This is a genomic window from Vibrio sp. 10N.247.310.23 (genome assembly GCF_041467155.1).
Taxonomy (GTDB): Bacteria; Pseudomonadota; Gammaproteobacteria; order Enterobacterales; family Vibrionaceae; genus Vibrio; species Vibrio crassostreae_C.
Genome location: NZ_JBFSTZ010000006.1, coordinates 80,514 through 98,466, shown reverse-complemented (window position 1 = coordinate 98,466; position 17,953 = coordinate 80,514). Strand labels below are relative to the sequence as shown.

Here is a 17,953-nt window from a genome sequence, read left to right as displayed (position 1 = left end):
AGGATGCCTTATTTAATAGTTATAGTCCTCTCTATTTTTACTCTTACTGGATGCCAGTCAGCTTATTACTCCGCCATGGAGCAAGTGGGTTACCACAAGCGTGACATTATGGTCGATAGAGTGGAAGACGCTAAAGAGTCGCAGCAGGATGCTCAGGAAGAGTTTACCAGCGCACTTGAAGCCTTGAGTAGCCTGACTAATTTCAGTGGCGGCGACCTTGAAGACATGTACAACCAAATCAATGATAAATACCAAGACAGCGAGAAAGCCGCGCAAAATGTCAGTGACCGCATTGCTGCGATTGAAGATGTGTCGGATGCGCTGTTTGAAGAGTGGCAGAGTGAGTTAGATCTCTACACCAGTGATTCACTGCGCCGCTCGAGCGAGCAAAAACTTCGTGAAACTAAATTGTCTTACCAAACGATGCTGTCAGCAATGAAGCGCGCCGAGAAGAAAATGGACCCAGTGCTCAATACCCTTCGCGACAACACGCTTTACTTGAAGCACAACCTCAATGCGAGCGCTGTCGGCTCGCTGCAAGGTGAGTTTATGAGCTTAGAAAAAGACATCGCCTATGCAATAGAGCAGATGAATGCGGCAATAGCAGAGTCGGATAAATTCCTAGCTCAACTCAATCAGAAGTAGTGCCATTAGAAGCGAATTAAGATAAACCCGTATGAACCCAATCATTGTTACTGGCGGCCCAGGGGCTGGTAAAACCACACTAATTAATGCCTTGGGTGACATGGGTTACCCGATATTCGCTGAGTCCTCTCGCCAGTTAATCGAACAGCAGAGTCAACTTGAGAACGGTATCTTACCTTGGTTAGACCTTCCAGGCTTTGCTCGCCTATGTTTAACCGTCATGAGCGAACACAAAGACCAAGCCAGTCAGCATCCTGTTGCCTTTCTCGATCGCGCCATTCCAGATATCTGTGGCTACTTGGCTCAGGCGAAACTAGAGATAAACACAACCTACCGAGAAGCGAGCCAAGGTTATCACCCCCAAGTGTTGTTCTGTCGCCCTGAGGCTTCAATTTATGTACAAGATGATGTGAGACCTTATCCGTTTGAGGAGGCGTTAGAGATTCACCACGCGTTAGAAAGAGTCTACCAAGAACTTGGTTATGAGGTGGTTGAAGTGCCGTTTATGCAAGTCGAAGAACGGCTTCAATTCGTTGAGCGTTACTTAGGTATCAAAAGCTAGATCCCCAACTCGGTCGTTCCTCCCTCTTGAGGATGACGAAATCTCGTTTAACCGTATCTAAACAAACTAAAAAACAAAAGCCCCGAGCAGCTAGGCTACTCGGGGCTTTCTTATCTACTTAGCTAGAAGCTAGTCAGCTGGCAATTAAGCCTTAGCTGGACGTGCTGCACGCTTACGTTCGTTTTCAGTAAGAAGCTTCTTACGGATACGAATGCTTACTGGCGTTACTTCTACTAGTTCGTCTTCGTCGATGAACTCAAGAGCTTGCTCTAGAGTGTGACGGATAGGTGGCGAAAGAACCTGTGCTTCATCAGTACCAGATGCACGAACGTTCGTTAGCTGCTTACCTTTCAGACAGTTTACTGTTAGGTCGTTTGAACGGTTGTGAATACCGATGATTTGACCTTCGTATACTTCATCCGCGTGCTCAGCAAATAGACGACCACGTTCTTGTAGGTTGAATAGTGCGTAAGTCAGAGCTTTACCAGTTGCGTTCGAGATTAGAACACCGTTGTTACGTTGACCGATTACGCCGCCTTTGTGAGGACCGTAGTGATCAAATGAGTGGTAAAGAAGACCAGAACCAGACGTTAGAGTTAGGAACTCAGTTTGGAAACCGATAAGACCACGAGAAGGCATCATGAAGTCCATGCGAACACGGCCTTTGCCATCTGGAGACATATCAGTTAGCTCACCTTTACGTAGACCGATGTTTTCCATGATGCCACCTTGGTGCTCTTCAAGCACGTCGATAGTCACAGTTTCAAACGGTTCAGTTAGGTTGCCATCTTCGTCTTTCTTGATGATAACTTCTGGACGAGATACAGCTAGCTCGAAACCTTCACGACGCATGTTTTCGATCAGGATAGATAGGTGAAGTTCACCACGACCTGAAACACGGAAACGATCTGGGTTATCAGTTTCTTCAACACGTAGTGCAACGTTGTGTACTAGTTCTTTCTCTAGACGCTCAAGGATGTTACGTGAAGTAACGAACTTACCTTCTTTACCCGCGAACGGAGAAGTGTTTACTTGGAACGTCATTGTTACTGTTGGTTCATCAACAGAAAGCGGAGTCATTGCTTCAACATTGTTTACGTCACAGATAGTGTCTGAAATTTTCAGCTCACCAAGACCAGTGATTGCAATGATGTCGCCAGCGTTAGCTTGCTCAACTTCGTGACGGTCAAGACCTAGGTAACCAAGAACTGTACCTACTTTACCGTTACGTTTTTTGCCTTCTGCATTGACGATAGTTACTTGTTGGTTTGGTTTAACAGAACCACGAGTAACACGAGCAACACCGATAACACCTACGTAAGAGCTGTAATCAAGTTGCGAAATTTGCATTTGTAGTGGACCGTCAAGGTCAACTGCAGGCGCGTCTACTGTATCAACAACAGCTTGGAACAATGGTTCCATGTTCTCGCCAGTTTCGCCTTCAGTCATTGTTGCCCAGCCGTTTAGAGCTGAAGCGTAAACAACTGTGAAGTCTAGTTGCTCATCAGTAGCACCTAGGTTGTCGAAAAGGTCGAATACTTGATCCATAACCCAATCAGGACGAGCGCCTGGGCGGTCAATCTTGTTGATTACAACGATTGGCTTAAGACCGTGTGCGAATGCTTTTTGCGTTACGAAACGAGTTTGAGGCATTGGGCCATCAACTGCGTCAACGATAAGCAGAACAGAGTCAACCATAGACATGATACGCTCAACTTCACCACCGAAGTCCGCGTGTCCCGGAGTATCTACGATGTTGATGCGGTAATCATTCCAGTTGATTGCTGTGTTCTTAGCAAGAATGGTAATGCCACGCTCTTTTTCGATGTCATTCGAATCCATGACACGCTCTTCAGCTTCACCACGAGACTCAAGAGTGCCTGACTGTTGTAGCAGTTTATCAACCAAAGTCGTTTTACCGTGGTCAACGTGCGCGATGATCGCGATATTTCTTAACTTATCAATCTGTGGAGTAGACATGGATTCTCGATTCACTCATAAAAGTAGCCGTCACTTATCTCAAAAGTTTGGATAATAACCGCTAGCTTGATTTAAAAAACGGTCAATAATATACCAGATTCTAGACAAAAACCCAGAAATATGTGATCTGAACCGGGGCTTTTTTCTTTATTAGCGATTCATATCCGCTTAACTTTGATTCAGTACAGTGTTGAACAGCCCAATTCGTAGGACTCTAAAAAAGTATCACCTGCGAGTGGCGAACCAAATCTCCCGCAAAATAACAAAAGTGGATTGACAACTTAGGCAATTCATTGCTGAATGGTGCTCGCTTATGTCTCATATTGGTGCACAGACAAACAGTTGCACCAATAAAGTGCAACTAGAGATCATTTTGGTGCAAAAACCAGATTAAGAAAAATCGCAAAACAAGTAAATCATTGAAATTAATGGAATAATTTTTTTGGCACGTTTTTGGCAGTAGATAAATCAGCATCGATTAATGCACTTATAGACATTAATCAATGCTAGTTTCAACCGAATCGAGCTAATACCGAATTAATAACACTGGAGGTTATCCAAGATGTCAGTAGAAAATGTACTATCCCTGATCCAAGAGAACGAAGTTAAATTTATCGACTTACGTTTTACTGATACAAAAGGTAAAGAGCAGCATATCTCTATTCCTTCTCACCAAGTTGATGCAGACTTCTTCGAAGAAGGCAAAATGTTTGACGGCTCTTCAGTAGCTGGTTGGAAAGGCATTAACGAATCTGACATGGTAATGATGCCAGACGCAGCATCTGCTGTACTGGACCCATTCACAGAAGACGCAACACTAAACATCCGTTGTGACATCCTTGAGCCTGCAACAATGCAAGGCTACGACCGTGACCCACGCTCTATCGCTAAACGTTCTGAAGAGTACCTACGTTCTACAGGTATCGCAGACACAGTTCTAGTTGGTCCAGAGCCAGAATTCTTCCTATTTGACGACGTTAAGTTCTCAAACGACATGTCTGGTTCTTTCTTCAAGATCGATGACGTAGAAGCAGCTTGGAACACAGGTTCTGACTTCGAAGGCGGTAACAAAGGTCACCGTCCTGGCGTTAAAGGCGGTTACTTCCCAGTAGCTCCAGTAGATTCATCTCAAGACATCCGTTCAGCAATGTGTCTAGTAATGGAAGAGATGGGCCTAGTTGTTGAAGCTCACCACCATGAAGTAGCAACTGCGGGTCAAAACGAAATCGCTACTCGCTTCAACACGCTAACAGCGAAAGCTGATGAAACTCAAATCTACAAGTACGTTGTACACAACGTTGCTCACGCATTTGGTAAAACAGCGACATTCATGCCTAAGCCACTAGTTGGTGACAACGGTTCTGGTATGCACGTTCACCAATCTCTAGCAAAAGACGGCGTTAACCTGTTTGCTGGTGATAAGTACGGCGGCCTATCTGAAATGGCTCTTTACTACATCGGTGGTGTAATCAAGCACGCTCGTGCAATCAACGCGTTTGCTAACCCATCAACTAACTCGTACAAGCGTCTTGTACCTGGTTTCGAAGCACCTGTAATGCTTGCTTACTCAGCACGTAACCGTTCTGCTTCTATCCGTATCCCAGTAGTACCAAGCCCTAAAGCACGTCGTATCGAGCTACGTTTTGGTGACCCAGCAGCTAACCCATACCTATGCTACTCAGCAATGCTTATGGCTGGCCTTGACGGCATCAAGAACAAGATTCACCCAGGCGAAGCTATGGATAAAGATCTATACGACCTTCCTGCAGAAGAAGCAGCTGAAATCCCAACAGTTGCAGAATCTCTACAAGAAGCTCTAGCAGCGCTTAGCGAAGACCGTGAGTTCCTAACAGCTGGCGGCGTATTCTCTGACGATTTCATCGATTCTTACATCACTCTGAAATCTGACGACGTACAACGCGTGAACATGGCTACACACCCACTTGAGTTTGAACTGTACTACTCAGTTTAATCTCCTGTAGAGATAAGCCATTTCTTACTGCAACCTTGTAAGAATCGCTGACTAAATATTAGGCTCGCCTCGCAGGCGGGCCTTTTTTATATTCTCCCTCCCCCCGCTTCCTCGTACCATACCTTAGACAAAAGCCCTCAGAGGCTGTCGCGCTAAATACAATAAAACCAACGCCAAACGTGAAATCACCTAGCGGTGAAAAGAGGCTAAAGATATGAAAAACATACTGTTCCTAATCGGGTTAACAGTCGCGCTCTCGTGCTCTGCTCAAACGGTGTATACCTGGATAGATGAAGATGGCGTGCTCCACTTTAGTGATAACCCTAGCGCTCAAGATGCCGAGGCTCTTCGCCTGCCAGATGTGCAAGCTTCAGCACCCGCCCCTAAATTTGAGGCCTCGACTCCGGTTGACGCCGCAGCTTCCTCTACAACTAAAACGCCAGCTAAAACCCAGGCAGAAACCGAAACCACAGAGCGCGAGGTTCCCACTCAATTAACCCTCACCATGCTGACTCCAGTTCATGATCAAACCATTCGCAACAACCGCGGCTTAATCCCGATTCAGATAGAGCTCAACCGAAAACTTGGTATTGGGGAGCAATTACAATTGATGCTTGATGGCCGTCGATATGGCGCCCCACAGACCCAACCTATTTGGGAATTAAAAGGTATCGATCGAGGTACTCACACCATTGCAATTCAAGCACATAGAAGCGGCAAGCTTATTGCATCTACTAGTCCAGTCACCGTGTATTTACATCGAGCGACGCTCAAGTAGGCCAATGTGTTAAAAGAGGCCAAATAACCTCTACTTTTCACCTAATCGAAGCAGCTTTCAGCGACTCTAATGAATTATCTTTAGCTTCTGGTTGATATGCGCCATACTTGAACTTAGCCACGCACCAATTTGGTGCAGTGAGAAAAACACCAGTTCAAGGACGAAATAGTGAATCGATCAGCCAAAAGCGACAGCATAGATACACATCATCTTTCCAGCGCCATTCTCGACAATATGGTGACTTCGACATTGATGCTCGATGAGCAATTGTATGTCCGATACGCCAATCCGGCCGCTGAGCAGCTCTTTTCACAGAGCGCACGACGCATCGTTGATCATCCACTGAGCCAACTTATCCAACACGCTTCACTTGATTTGGCACTGTTGACGCAACCGCTACAAAGTGGCCAGAGCATTACCGACAGTGACGTTACCTTCGTTGTTGATAACCGCCCACTGATGCTTGAAGTCACGGTTAGCCCAATCTCTTGGCAACGAGAGACGCTGTTATTGGTTGAGATGCGCAAGATAGACCAACAAAGACGCCTCAGCCAAGAGCTCAACCAACACGCACAACAACAAGCAGCTAAGCTGTTGGTGCGCGGGTTAGCACATGAGATTAAGAACCCACTCGGTGGCTTAAGAGGTGCGGCGCAGTTACTTGGAAAAATGCTTCCTGATCAGTCTCTTAATGAATATACACAGATCATTATTGAGCAAGCCGACCGCCTAAGAGCTTTAGTTGATCGCCTGCTTGGCCCTCAGAAACCGGGGACGAAGTCAGAAGAGAACCTACACCAGATACTTGAGAAAGTCAGACAGCTCGTGGAACTCGAGTCGGGTTCAACGCTCGCCATCGAACGAGATTACGACCCGAGCCTACCGGACATCTTGATGGATTCGGCACAGGTTGAACAAGCGATGCTCAATATCGTGAGCAATGCAGCGCAGATTCTAAAGACTCAAGATTCTGGCAAAATCACCATTCGCACCAGAACGGTGCATCAAGCAAATATTCACGGGCAGCGACACAAACTCGCGGCTCGTATTGAGATCAGCGATAACGGTCCGGGCATCCCCGATGATTTAAAAGACACGCTGTTTTACCCAATGGTCAGCGGACGAGAAGGTGGAACAGGGCTGGGGCTATCGATTTCTCAAAACCTGATCGATCAACACAATGGGAAAATTGATGTTGAAAGCTGGCCAGGCAACACCACATTCACGATTTATCTACCGATTTAGGTCATAAGAACCTCGCTATTGGACAGCGAGATGAAAGGCTTAGCTCGGTAACACAAAGATTAAGAGATCATAAAAACAACAATGATTATCACAATAGATTTGGCTGTAAAGGAATTGAATTATGAGTAAGGGATACGTTTGGGTCGTCGATGACGACAGCTCTATCCGCTGGGTAGTAGAGAAAACACTTTCATCTGCGGATATTAAGTGTGAAACATTTGCTGATGCTGAGAGCGTGTTGCTTGCGCTTGAGCGCGAGACACCGGACGTATTGGTGTCTGACATTCGCATGCCCGGCATTGACGGGATTGAGCTGTTGCATCAGGTTCATCAACGCTCTCCCGACCTGCCCGTGATCATTATGACCGCGCACTCAGACCTTGATGCGGCGGTGAATGCTTATCAAAAAGGCGCCTTTGAATATCTTCCAAAGCCGTTCGATATTGATGAAACACTGACTCTAGTCGAACGAGCGATCGCGCACAGCCAAGAGCAGAAACGCGAACAAGCCAGTGAGGTCGCTGAAGACACCAACGCGCCAGAAATCATCGGTGAAGCACCGGCAATGCAGGAGGTTTTCCGAGCGATTGGCCGTTTGTCTCGCTCATCCATATCCGTGCTGATCAATGGTGAATCGGGTACCGGTAAAGAATTGGTCGCTCACGCTCTGCATCGTCACAGCCCAAGAGCTAAGAAGCCCTTCATTGCCTTGAACATGGCAGCAATCCCCAAAGATCTGATCGAGTCTGAACTGTTTGGCCACGAAAAAGGTGCCTTTACCGGTGCTAACAGCGTTCGCCAAGGACGCTTTGAACAAGCCAACGGCGGCACCCTATTTCTGGATGAGATCGGTGACATGCCACTCGATATCCAAACTCGCTTGTTGCGTGTACTTTCTGATGGTCAGTTCTATCGTGTCGGCGGTCACTCTGCAGTTAAGGTAGACGTTCGTATCGTTGCCGCAACCCACCAAGATCTTGAGCGCTTAGTGCATGAAGGCGACTTCCGTGAAGACCTTTTCCACCGACTCAACGTTATCCGAATCCATATCCCGGCACTTCGCGAACGTAAACAAGACATTGAAAAGCTGACTCATCACTTCCTAGCATCCGCCGCCGAAGAGCTCGGTGTTGAAGTGAAGACACTGCATCCTGAGACCATTTTGAAGCTCAACCAGCTCAATTGGCCGGGTAACGTGCGTCAGCTTGAAAACATTTGTCGTTGGCTTACCGTGATGGCCAGCGGCAGCGAAATTCTTCCTTCAGACCTGCCACCAGAGCTGCTAGAAGAAAAAGTGGTGACCACCTCAGGAACTGGAGATAACTGGCAGCAACTGCTCGCTAATTGGGCAAAGTGTGCGCTTGATTCAGGAGAAAAAGAGCTGCTAACTTATGCTCTGCCAGAATTTGAACGTATACTGCTAGAAGCTGCACTCCACCACACTAATGGTCATAAACAGGATGCAGCTAAGGTTTTGGGATGGGGAAGAAACACCCTAACTCGTAAACTCAAAGAACTGTACTAGACCTTATATGATTCTCGATGCAGCTACTTTTTAACCAAAAAAGTGTCGCTTGGTTTGAATAGTGTCGGTACAATTACAGTACACTATTCACCAAAGTTGTAGCTAAAGATGTCTTTGAAAACACAAATTACTTTGAGAACCGCAGTGGTTCTGCCATTCGTGATGATTTTTCTGTTCACTATGGGTGTAATGGTTTTCACTCAAAAGCTAAGCTACAAAGAGATGGTGAGTGATGTTAGTGCACGCCAGCTGACATCACTGACTGACAATGTTCATCAAAGCCTGTCTAATTTTTTAGAAAAGCCATTTCACGCCAACCTCTCGCTCAGCCATAACATCGGCTACCACCATCTTTATCAAGCAGGCAATCTTAGTAAGGTCCAAGACTATATTTTTTATACGTTTTCAGACCATTACACTGCTGTACCTCAACTCGATGCGATCGGCTTTGGTTCTGAAGATGGTAACTACGTCGGTTTCCGCAAAGAAGCCAACAAAGGCTACACCTTGATGGTGCAAGACGAACGCACCAATGATCAGCTGGTCATTTACCGTGGCAGCAAAATTAGTGAAGACATTCGATCGGTGATTTCAGGTTACGATCCTAGAATCCGTCCTTGGTACACACCCATTGCGACACAGAAAAAACCGTTATGGTCACCAATTTATGCCAATGCTGACGAACGTCAAGAAATCACCTTATCTGCTCTAGCGCCTATCTATGATGATAATGAATTCAAAGCCGTCGTAGTCAGCGACATCAAAATCAATACCTTCAATGCGTTTCTCAGAAAGCTCAAAGATAGAACGGATGCCTCTGTTTACATCATCGATAAGCAGCAACGCTTGGTCGCGCACTCAGGCGGAGGCAGTGTCGTTTCATGGGGCACAGGACAAACCAACAAAGGGCAACGCAAACTAGCAACAGAGAGTGCTAATCCAGTCATACGTGAGAGTGCTAGCTACGTAGAGCAATTCCACCTAATCGAGAATTTGGGCGAGCAGCGCTTTAGTTTTAGCCTAGACAACGAACGCTACTTCAACCAAATCACCCCATACGAAGATGAGCACGGGCTCACGTGGTTTATTGGGGTGTCGATCCCTGAAAGCAATCTGCTCGGTGAATTGCCAGAAAATCAAAGAAACAGTTGGTTGCTTGGGCTAGCACTGAGCTGCATTGGGGTCATTGCAGGATTAATTGCCTTTAATCGCGCAACCCAACCCATCACCTCGACAGCGGATGCGGCAAAACGCCTTGCTAAGGGCGATTGGGACGCGAGCATGCCAAAAACAGGGCATATATATGAAACCAGCATGTTGGTCGAGTCATTCAATGAAATGACCAACAACTTAAAGGCTTCGTTTCATGCATTACAGTCTCAACTTACCTATGACTCATTAACCAAGCTATACAGCCGTGAAGGCTTTATTGACGCTGCCAAGAAACACCCCGACAACGAAAAAGGCACACTGTATTTGATTGGTATTGATCGCTTCCGAGACATCAATGACAGCCTAGGTCATTACAATGGCGACCAGCTACTTATCATTGCGGCCGCTCGTTTAAGAGGCACACTGCCATCCGAATACCTACTAGCTCGCACTGGTGGTGATGAGTTTGCCATCTACGCGCCAAACGTAACGCAAAGCGATGATGTTCAGCTGCTGACTAACCGCTTACTTCAAACCTTCGCTTCCCCATTTTCAATGGAATCGGAAAGCGTGGTGATTAAGGTATCGATGGGGATAGTGAATGTCTCGAATCTTCACGACATTACACTCCTGCTACGCAGCAGCAGCATTGCATTGAGCAATGCGAAACAAGACAAAACCAGTGTCTGTATTTATAGCCTTGAAATGGGCAAAGCATCGAGACATCGCACCAAGATGTTAGCGCGGATGAACCGAGCGATTGAGCTTCAACAGTTCGAACCGTTTTATCAGCCTATTATTGATCTGGAATCTGGCTCGACCATAGGAGCAGAAGCTTTAGCTCGCTGGATAACGGATGAAGGGGTGATCTCGCCACTCGAGTTCATTCCTCTCGCGGAAGAGAGCGGGCTCATTGACGATATCGGCAAGCAAATTCTACATAAGTCGTGTCGAGATACTGCCATCGCGATTGAATCAGGAAAGTGGAGCAAGGACTTCTCTATTCACGTTAACCTGTCGGTCGATCAACTGAGTGAAAGTGGCTTTGTGGAACAAGTAAAAGGCACGTTGCGAGACACAAATCTGCCAGCAAGCAACCTGACACTAGAGATCACCGAATCACGCATCGTCGACAACGACCCGACCATCATCGATAACATGCTGACTCTAAAAGCACTAGGGATATCAATTGCGATTGATGACTTTGGTACCGGCTATTCGTCACTGGCTTACTTACACAAACTGCCATTCGACTGCCTTAAGATCGACCGCAGCTTTGTCAGCAAACTTGATAAAGAGAACCTAGATAGCTCCATCGTCGCGGCCATCGTTAACATCACTAAGGGCTTCAAAGTAAGCTTGGTGGCAGAGGGCGTTGAAACACAGCAACAGGCTGAACTTCTCAAGCAGCTGCAGTGCCCGCTTGCTCAAGGCTTCTTATACAGTCGCCCAGTTCCGTTTGACCAATGGCCTACCGACCTCATCAACTCCAAGCAAAGTGCCAAGGTCAAACAAAATACCACTGAGAGTCTCACCTAAACCAGGCAGAAATCGAATGAGTCAGATACAAAAATGCCAGCATGATGCTGGCATTTTTTATTGTTCTATTCTCTATCGAGCGATTAGATAACGCGAGAGAATTGCTGCTGGCGAGCCTTTGCACGTAAGTATTTATCAAAACACATACAGATGTTACGGATCAGCAAGCGGCCACGCAGAGTAACGCGGATTTCTTTGTCATCGACTTCAACCAAATCATCGTTGATGAAGGTTTGTAGAAGCTCTAAATCTTCTTTGAAGTAGCGATTAAAGTTAACCGAGAACTCAGATTCGATCATTGTTTTATCAAGCTTGAAGTTACAAATCAGCTGCTTGATCACTTCACGACGTAGAAGGTCGTCACTGTCTAGAGCAACACCTTTCCAAAGTGCATGACGCAGGTCATTCACCTGAGCGTAGTACTTCTTCAGCTCTTTCTGATTTTGTGCGTAAGCATCACCAACCATAGAAATCGCAGAAACACCGAAACCAATTAAGTCAGCTTCACCTTGGGTGGTGTAGCCTTGGAAGTTACGATGCAGAATACCTTCACGCTGTGCTACGGCTAGCTCATCTTCAGGTAGTGCGAAGTGATCCATACCAATGAACTGGTAACCCGCTCCCGTTAGCGTCTCGATGGTATCTTGCAAGATAGCCATTTTCTCTTTCGCTTCAGGTAGATCTTCGTCTTTAATCTTACGCTGCGCCGCAAACAGCTGAGGCATGTGTGCGTAGTTAAATACCGATAAACGGCCCGGCTTCATTTCTAACACTTGCTTCAATGTTTCAGCGAACAAAGCTTGAGTCTGCTTTGGTAGGCCGTAGATCAAATCAAGGTTGGTTGAACGGAAGCCTAGCTCTTTCGCACGTTTAACCATCGCAATGATGAACTCTTCATCTTGCTCACGGTTAACCAGTTTCTGCACTTCTTTATTGAAGTCTTGCACACCAATGCTCAGGCGGTTGAAGCCTTCGTTACGCAGGTGGTCAAGTACGTCTAGCTCAATCTCACGCGGGTCAACTTCAATACTGATTTCAGCGTCAGCAGTGAAATTAAATTCCTCACGCAGAATCATCATCAAGCGAGTAATTTGTGTTTTGGTCAAGAACGTTGGCGTACCACCACCGAAGTGCAATTGCGTCACTTCACGGCCATTCAACAAAGAGGCGCGCTGGCGGATTTCATGTTCAATCACATCTAAGTACTCATCCGCTTTATGCGAGTGACGAGTAATGACTTTATTACAACCACAGTAGTAACAAAGCTTATGACAGAACGGGATATGCACGTAAAGAGAGAGTGGACGCTCAGGGTACTGAGTACACGCCATGTCGTAATCAGCGACGGTAAACGCTTCATGAAACTCCAACGCTGTTGGATATGAAGTGTAACGAGGTCCCGAATAGTTGTACTTGTTTAAGATCTCTTGATCCCAAACGATTTGCTGATTCGTTGTTACTGGCTTGCTCGACATAGCGGTAATTCCAATTTAGATCCGCGAGAACCTAAGGTCTCTCAAATCATTTTACATACATTAAAATATAGACGGGTTATTTTGCCACACGACCAGTAAGGTCGTTCCAAGACAAAATCAATTTTTCAGACAAAAACTCAGAACTGCTAGCTTGATCACTAACAAAGCGTCGGGATTAACGAGACGCAAAAGGTAAGAAGGCTCATTTAACATTGTCTATTAAAAGATAAGGCGACTTAAAAACAAGATGCATTTAAGATGAAAAGTCTTAAATGCATAGGTATTAAAAGCAGCGCATCTAAAAACGGAATGTTAAACAAGCCTCTATATTTAAAAGTCTTAGTGACTAGATCATCTGAATGTTGATTTGGTTATTGAGAGGCTTAACCTTCTCCTGCAACCTTTTCAAATCTTCAATGACCGCATCATTCAAGCGAGTCTCCGCCTTATGGCGTGTGAGATTCTGCTGCATGCGCTCTTTCTTCGTCAGTTCCTGTCTTGCCTCTCCGCGAGCCATATCTTTTACGATATGGTACAGCTCAGAAAGAGCAGGATACTCAGAATCAAAATCGACACGCTCATCACCCTGAACATTATCCATAATGATACACACTCGGATACTGATCTCAGGTAAGTCACATTGCCCTTGAATGCCCGCTAAGCACAAAGTATTTACGTTTTCGTAAATCGTCGCGTTGCGTTTTTCAATGGCTAGTGCTTGATGCTGCTTTTGCAACTCCGTCTGCTTCTTCACTTGAAGTAGAAGGTAACCTGCGTAAGAGCCCAAGCCGAGAATGATAATTCCACCAGCAATTGCTAATAAGGTTACGTTCACTGGCTATTAACCTTTAAAGCTGTCTAAATCGAAATCTTCGAATTGAGATAGCAAGTCTTCATCAGAGCTCGCTTTCTTCTTAGAGGCAACCGGTGCTTCTTCGAAGATCTCTTCTTCATCGTCTTCTGGCTCTAGTAGACCTAAGCGTCCCATTAAGTGTTCGATACGATCAAGTTTCTCATCAACAAACTTCTGTAGACCAGCACCTAGGTTTTCACCATTTTCGATACGATCTAGGAGTGTGTTCAGTTGAGCGTCATTCTCAAGCATCTCTAACTCTTGTTCGTTAGATAGCTTGCGCTCTTGTTTAGTCGGCTTCTTCGCTGGTTCAACGATCAGCGGAATTTTTTTCTTGCTGCCTAAACGTGGATCACGAGCTTGTGCAGCTTTACGCTGTTTTGCTTCGCTACCATCTGAGTGACGGCTGCCAGACTTAAGGCCTTTACGCTTTTTAACACGCTTACGTTCACGACCTTCAACATCAGATTCACTACGGTTACGAGTAACCATAGGCTCCGGAGCGCCAAGTGCTCCCGGCTTTCTTGATTTCTTACTACGACCCATTACTGCACTTTCCTCAGTAAAATTACATCATTTCCAAAAAATTCTAGTTCGAGCTTATCCCGCTCTGCCAAAAACTGGAATGTTTGACGACTAAAGAAGACGACATGTGTCGGGTCATTCTTGTAGTGCCAACCAGCAAACGCGTCTACGTCTATTACTAGTTTAGTCATAAGACCAATCCAGCCCTTGGGTTTAACTAAATTCAACCATTGCTGCCACACTTTGTCTGGGTGATAAAGATGCTCTATCACCTCCGTGGCAGTCATAAAGTCATACGTTTTTTCCAACACAGAGGGTTCTGGGTGGTAATAGATATCGTACAACTCCATGGTGTGTCCGGCTTCTTCTAACATAATAGATAGCGTAGGGCCTGGGCCACAACCAAAATCCAACCCGTGTGAGTTAGATGAAATTTTGTCTGTTAGTGGATCCGCGATGCGAGATAAAAAGCGGCGATAGCCTGCATCACTAGGATCGTTCTCATGGAGATCATAGTGTGCTTTTTCTTCTTTTGCTTCTAACCTTTGTTCAGGTTTAACAAATACCAGTTCACATTGCTGACACTGCAGATAGGCTCTGCGTTTGTCTTCAAAATAGTGATTCACGCCTTGGTGATGGCATAAGGGACAAGTATACATAGCACATCCTTAAACAGGGATGCGAAACATACCAGAAACTGAGTTTATAGTGGAGAGGTATTGGGTGTTTTTTCATCAAATCAATAAAAAAAGCGATAGGAAAACCTATCGCTCTCTAAATCTGCCTATATCGGCCAAAATTTGCATACTCAACTTGGTACACAAATCTCCATTTGTTATTGGTGCTTTCCATGCCAAATTTGTTTGTTGTTCATCGTCCTGATGAGTTTTGGCTATCCTTTTCTAACACCTTGTTACTGGGCTGTCCTAGCCTGATCCGTTTCTGTCTATACCGTTAGACTAGATGACCATCCGTATCTAAGTCAGCTCCTAGCTGATGACGGGTACTTTACCTTGTTACAAAAAGACTACAAGAGTGCGACTTCACACTTTTGTACACAAATTGAGCTCGTATTGATAAATAAAATATGAACACGGCACTCATAGACAATAGTAATACAAAAGAAAACGCCCCAACCATTTCTGATCGGGGCGTATCTTGAATCTCGCTCGAACGTACATTTCTTTACTCTGGCTAAGAGCAAGAAACCGACATATTAGTGTAAACCACCAACGTACTTCGATAAGGTATCAATATCTGCGTCTGTTAACTTTTTAGCTACATCACGCATCATCGCATTCATGTCGTTATTACGGTCACCATCGCGGAATTTTTCAAGTTGAGCCTTGATGTAATCTGCGTGCTGACCTGAAATCTTAGGGAAACCAGAAAGTTCGGTACCATTACCACGTGGGCCGTGACAAGCAATACACGCCGTTACGCCGCGTTCTGCGTTACCCGCTGTGTAAAGAACCTTACCTTCATCTACTACATTTTCAGGAGTAGAGTTACTAGAGATAGGTAAAGAGGCGTAGTATGCCGCTAGGTCAGCCATATCTTCTTCAGATAAAGGCATCGCCATTGCACCCATTACAGGTTCGTAACGACCTTGCTTACCACCACTTGTCATACCTAGCTTAAGCTCTTTTAACTGCTTCTCTAGATACTTCTCATGTTGACCAGCCAGCTTAGGGTACTGAGTGATCAGGCTGTTGCCGTCAGCACCGTGGCAGGCAACACATGTTTGTGATTTGGCTTTACCAGCTTCAATACTACCTTGAGCCCATACTGAGCAGCTGGCTAAAAGACTCAAAATTAGCGCTAATTTCTTCATGACATTCCATTATAATTATCAAGCTTCCAGTACCACTCTATGTTGCCACTCATGGTACAATAGGCGACCTTATGCCGAGCACGGTTATTTTACACAAATTCACAAAAAAGTAATCAATCGACTACACAAAGTCGAGATGGAGTTAACAGTGAGCGTAAAAATTCATTATCAAAACACGCATTTCATTACCAGTGCACCTGATATTCGTCATTTACCAGAAGACGAAGGGATCGAAATTGCGTTTGCAGGACGCTCCAATGCTGGTAAATCTAGCGCGCTAAATCGCGTTACAAACCAAAAAAGCTTGGCGAAAACCAGTAAAACACCCGGTCGAACTCAGCTAATCAACCTATTTAAGGTAACGGACGGTTGTCATATCGTCGATTTACCTGGATATGGCTTTGCTCAAGTACCACTTGAGATGAAGAAAAAATGGCAGAAGTCGCTAGGTGAATACCTACAACGACGTGAAAGCCTGAAAGGTTTAGTGGTATTGATGGATATCCGTCACCCAATGAAAGACCTTGACCAACAAATGATCTACTGGGCTATCGATAGCCGCATCCCAGTACAGGTTTTGTTAACAAAAGCAGACAAACTGAAAAGTGGTGCGCGTAAAGCACAGCTACTGAAAATCCGTAACGATGCAAAATCTTTCGGTGGTGATGTTGCGGTTGATGTCTTCTCTTCAATGAAGGGCATCGGCGTTGACCAACTGCGTGCCAAGATGGATGAGTGGTTTGCGCCTGCGCTTGCTGATCAAATCATTGATGAGTTAGCAGACGAAGAGCACAACGACTCAGAGTAGTTCCTCTACTTATCGCTATAGGTTAGAGCACTTACAACACGTGATTTAGCCTTATCAATGCCCCTCCTTATATAGGTGGGGTATTTTTTTGCCCAAAAATGAGTGAGTTAAGCATAAGTTTTTAGTGTTAAAAATCGGATTTAGCCACTAAAACCAATAGAAGTGAACCATACTAAAAGACACATCTAAATAATCAGAACAATGAGAAAGGAATACTCATGTGGAAAACACCATTGGCCATCATTGCACTTATGTTGGTCTCACTGACAGGGTTTGCCTCTGAAGCAGAACAAGAACAAGCCCCACTGATCAATGTCGATATGACCTTAGACCTCGATGGCATGGAAAAGTACGCCCAAGATGCGAGTGAGTCTCTTGAGGTGATATCGCAATCTTTGCAGGCGATAGTCAACAACCCCAACCTAAGCGACGACCAGCAACAAGCCCTCAATCAAACCGTTGAAAGCATCAATAAGCTTGCGAGCTCCACCAAGACATCACTCAATCAACTACCACAAGCCTTAGACCAATCTCGACTCGCCTTTAAACAAACCAGTCAAATGCTGTTGGATGATGTTCAGACCAAGATCATCATTGCGTTAGCGGCCGTTATCGCCGTCATTATTATCGCTTTGACCGCTATCTATCTGCTTATCCTGAAACCCATGCAGCAAACCTTGGTAAAAGCGACCAACAATATCTCTTCGATGGCACAATCCATCCAGATCACCGCCGAAGCACTGAAATACAGCACCGAGAAGCAACAGAAAATCATGGATTACATTGAGCATTCACCGACTCAATACACTGATAAATAAGGCGTGAGCCATCAATCCTTTATCGATAACTTGTAAAATAAAAGTTATTTCAAGTGATAAAACAATCGACTTAGAGACGGATTTAAATTACCAAAAGCTGATCGAATTCCAGATCTAAGGCAAATCAGGGGCTTATCACTGTGCTTGAGAAAGTGTAATAAAAGGCACTAAAAATGAGAGGTTTTACGGGGGAATGGTAGGTTGGAAATATTTTTCTTTCGCACAAGAAAAAACGCCCCAGT

Annotated in this window: 15 protein-coding genes; 9 read left to right on the top strand and 6 right to left on the bottom strand. The window is 45.3% G+C overall.

Annotated elements, in window-relative coordinates:
* Window positions 1–3: 3 nt before the first annotated feature.
* Both AB6D93_RS06400 and AB6D93_RS06395 read left to right on the top strand, forming a co-directional pair.
* The gene (locus AB6D93_RS06400; protein ID WP_029235101.1) at window positions 4–645 is read left to right on the top strand and encodes a DUF2959 domain-containing protein; all 642 of its coding nucleotides are present in this window, start codon (window positions 4–6) and stop codon (window positions 643–645) included.
* A gap of 31 nt (window positions 646–676) precedes the next feature.
* Complete coding sequence (locus tag AB6D93_RS06395) at window positions 677–1,207, top strand: AAA family ATPase (protein WP_102332595.1); 531 nt, start codon at window positions 677–679, stop codon at window positions 1,205–1,207.
* Window positions 1,208–1,351: 144 nt separating this feature from the next.
* Here AB6D93_RS06395 and typA read toward each other — a convergent pair whose 3' ends face one another.
* On the bottom strand, window positions 1,352–3,187 hold the full coding sequence (typA, locus tag AB6D93_RS06390) for a translational GTPase TypA (protein WP_017059220.1): 1,836 nt from the start codon (window positions 3,185–3,187) through the stop codon (window positions 1,352–1,354).
* Window positions 3,188–3,749: 562 nt separating this feature from the next.
* Between typA and glnA the strand changes: the two genes are divergently transcribed.
* From glnA to AB6D93_RS06365, 5 genes are all read left to right on the top strand, one after another.
* On the top strand, window positions 3,750–5,159 hold the full coding sequence (glnA, locus tag AB6D93_RS06385) for a glutamate--ammonia ligase (protein WP_017059221.1): 1,410 nt from the start codon (window positions 3,750–3,752) through the stop codon (window positions 5,157–5,159).
* A gap of 214 nt (window positions 5,160–5,373) precedes the next feature.
* The gene (locus AB6D93_RS06380; protein ID WP_102332594.1) at window positions 5,374–5,937 is read left to right on the top strand and encodes a DUF4124 domain-containing protein; all 564 of its coding nucleotides are present in this window, start codon (window positions 5,374–5,376) and stop codon (window positions 5,935–5,937) included.
* 168 nt (window positions 5,938–6,105) lie between these two features.
* Window positions 6,106–7,182 carry a nitrogen regulation protein NR(II) gene (gene glnL, locus AB6D93_RS06375; protein WP_019826501.1) on the top strand — a complete coding sequence of 359 codons (1,077 nt, stop codon included), beginning with the start codon at window positions 6,106–6,108 and terminating at the stop codon, window positions 7,180–7,182.
* 121 nt (window positions 7,183–7,303) lie between these two features.
* Complete coding sequence (glnG, locus tag AB6D93_RS06370; protein ID WP_017059224.1) at window positions 7,304–8,707, top strand: nitrogen regulation protein NR(I); 1,404 nt, start codon at window positions 7,304–7,306, stop codon at window positions 8,705–8,707.
* Between the two features lie 108 nt (window positions 8,708–8,815).
* Entirely contained in the window at window positions 8,816–11,398 is a 2,583-nt protein-coding gene (locus tag AB6D93_RS06365; protein WP_017063058.1) for a GGDEF and EAL domain-containing protein, read from the top strand.
* Between the two features lie 83 nt (window positions 11,399–11,481).
* Here the strand turns inward: AB6D93_RS06365 and hemN are convergent, their stop codons facing one another.
* The 5 genes from hemN to AB6D93_RS06340 all read right to left on the bottom strand — a co-directional run bounded on the left by hemN (window position 11,482) and on the right by AB6D93_RS06340 (window position 16,085).
* Window positions 11,482–12,873 (bottom strand): oxygen-independent coproporphyrinogen III oxidase, encoded by a 1,392-nt coding sequence (gene hemN, locus AB6D93_RS06360; RefSeq protein ID WP_102332593.1) that lies wholly within the window; start codon window positions 12,871–12,873, stop codon window positions 11,482–11,484.
* A 346-nt stretch (window positions 12,874–13,219) separates the two neighbouring features.
* On the bottom strand, window positions 13,220–13,708 hold the full coding sequence (locus AB6D93_RS06355; RefSeq protein ID WP_017060164.1) for a DUF2489 domain-containing protein: 489 nt from the start codon (window positions 13,706–13,708) through the stop codon (window positions 13,220–13,222).
* Window positions 13,709–13,714: 6 nt separating this feature from the next.
* Window positions 13,715–14,272: a Der GTPase-activating protein YihI gene (gene yihI, locus AB6D93_RS06350; RefSeq protein ID WP_017060163.1), complete on the bottom strand. Its 558-nt coding sequence runs from the start codon at window positions 14,270–14,272 to the stop codon at window positions 13,715–13,717.
* On the bottom strand, window positions 14,272–14,910 hold the full coding sequence (locus AB6D93_RS06345) for a class I SAM-dependent methyltransferase (RefSeq protein ID WP_010433503.1): 639 nt from the start codon (window positions 14,908–14,910) through the stop codon (window positions 14,272–14,274). The genes yihI and AB6D93_RS06345 overlap by 1 nt, the downstream gene beginning before the upstream one ends.
* A 557-nt stretch (window positions 14,911–15,467) precedes the next feature.
* Window positions 15,468–16,085: a cytochrome c gene (locus tag AB6D93_RS06340; protein ID WP_012602993.1), complete on the bottom strand. Its 618-nt coding sequence runs from the start codon at window positions 16,083–16,085 to the stop codon at window positions 15,468–15,470.
* Between the two features lie 148 nt (window positions 16,086–16,233).
* Here AB6D93_RS06340 and yihA point away from each other — a divergent pair, with 148 nt between their 5' ends.
* Together yihA and AB6D93_RS06330 are read left to right on the top strand one after the other, a co-directional pair.
* Window positions 16,234–16,893, top strand: coding sequence for a ribosome biogenesis GTP-binding protein YihA/YsxC (gene yihA / locus AB6D93_RS06335; RefSeq protein WP_017060162.1), 660 nt, complete (start codon window positions 16,234–16,236; stop codon window positions 16,891–16,893).
* A gap of 218 nt (window positions 16,894–17,111) precedes the next feature.
* Complete coding sequence (locus tag AB6D93_RS06330) at window positions 17,112–17,711, top strand: GTP-binding protein (protein ID WP_102332592.1); 600 nt, start codon at window positions 17,112–17,114, stop codon at window positions 17,709–17,711.
* Window positions 17,712–17,953: the final 242 nt, after the last annotated feature.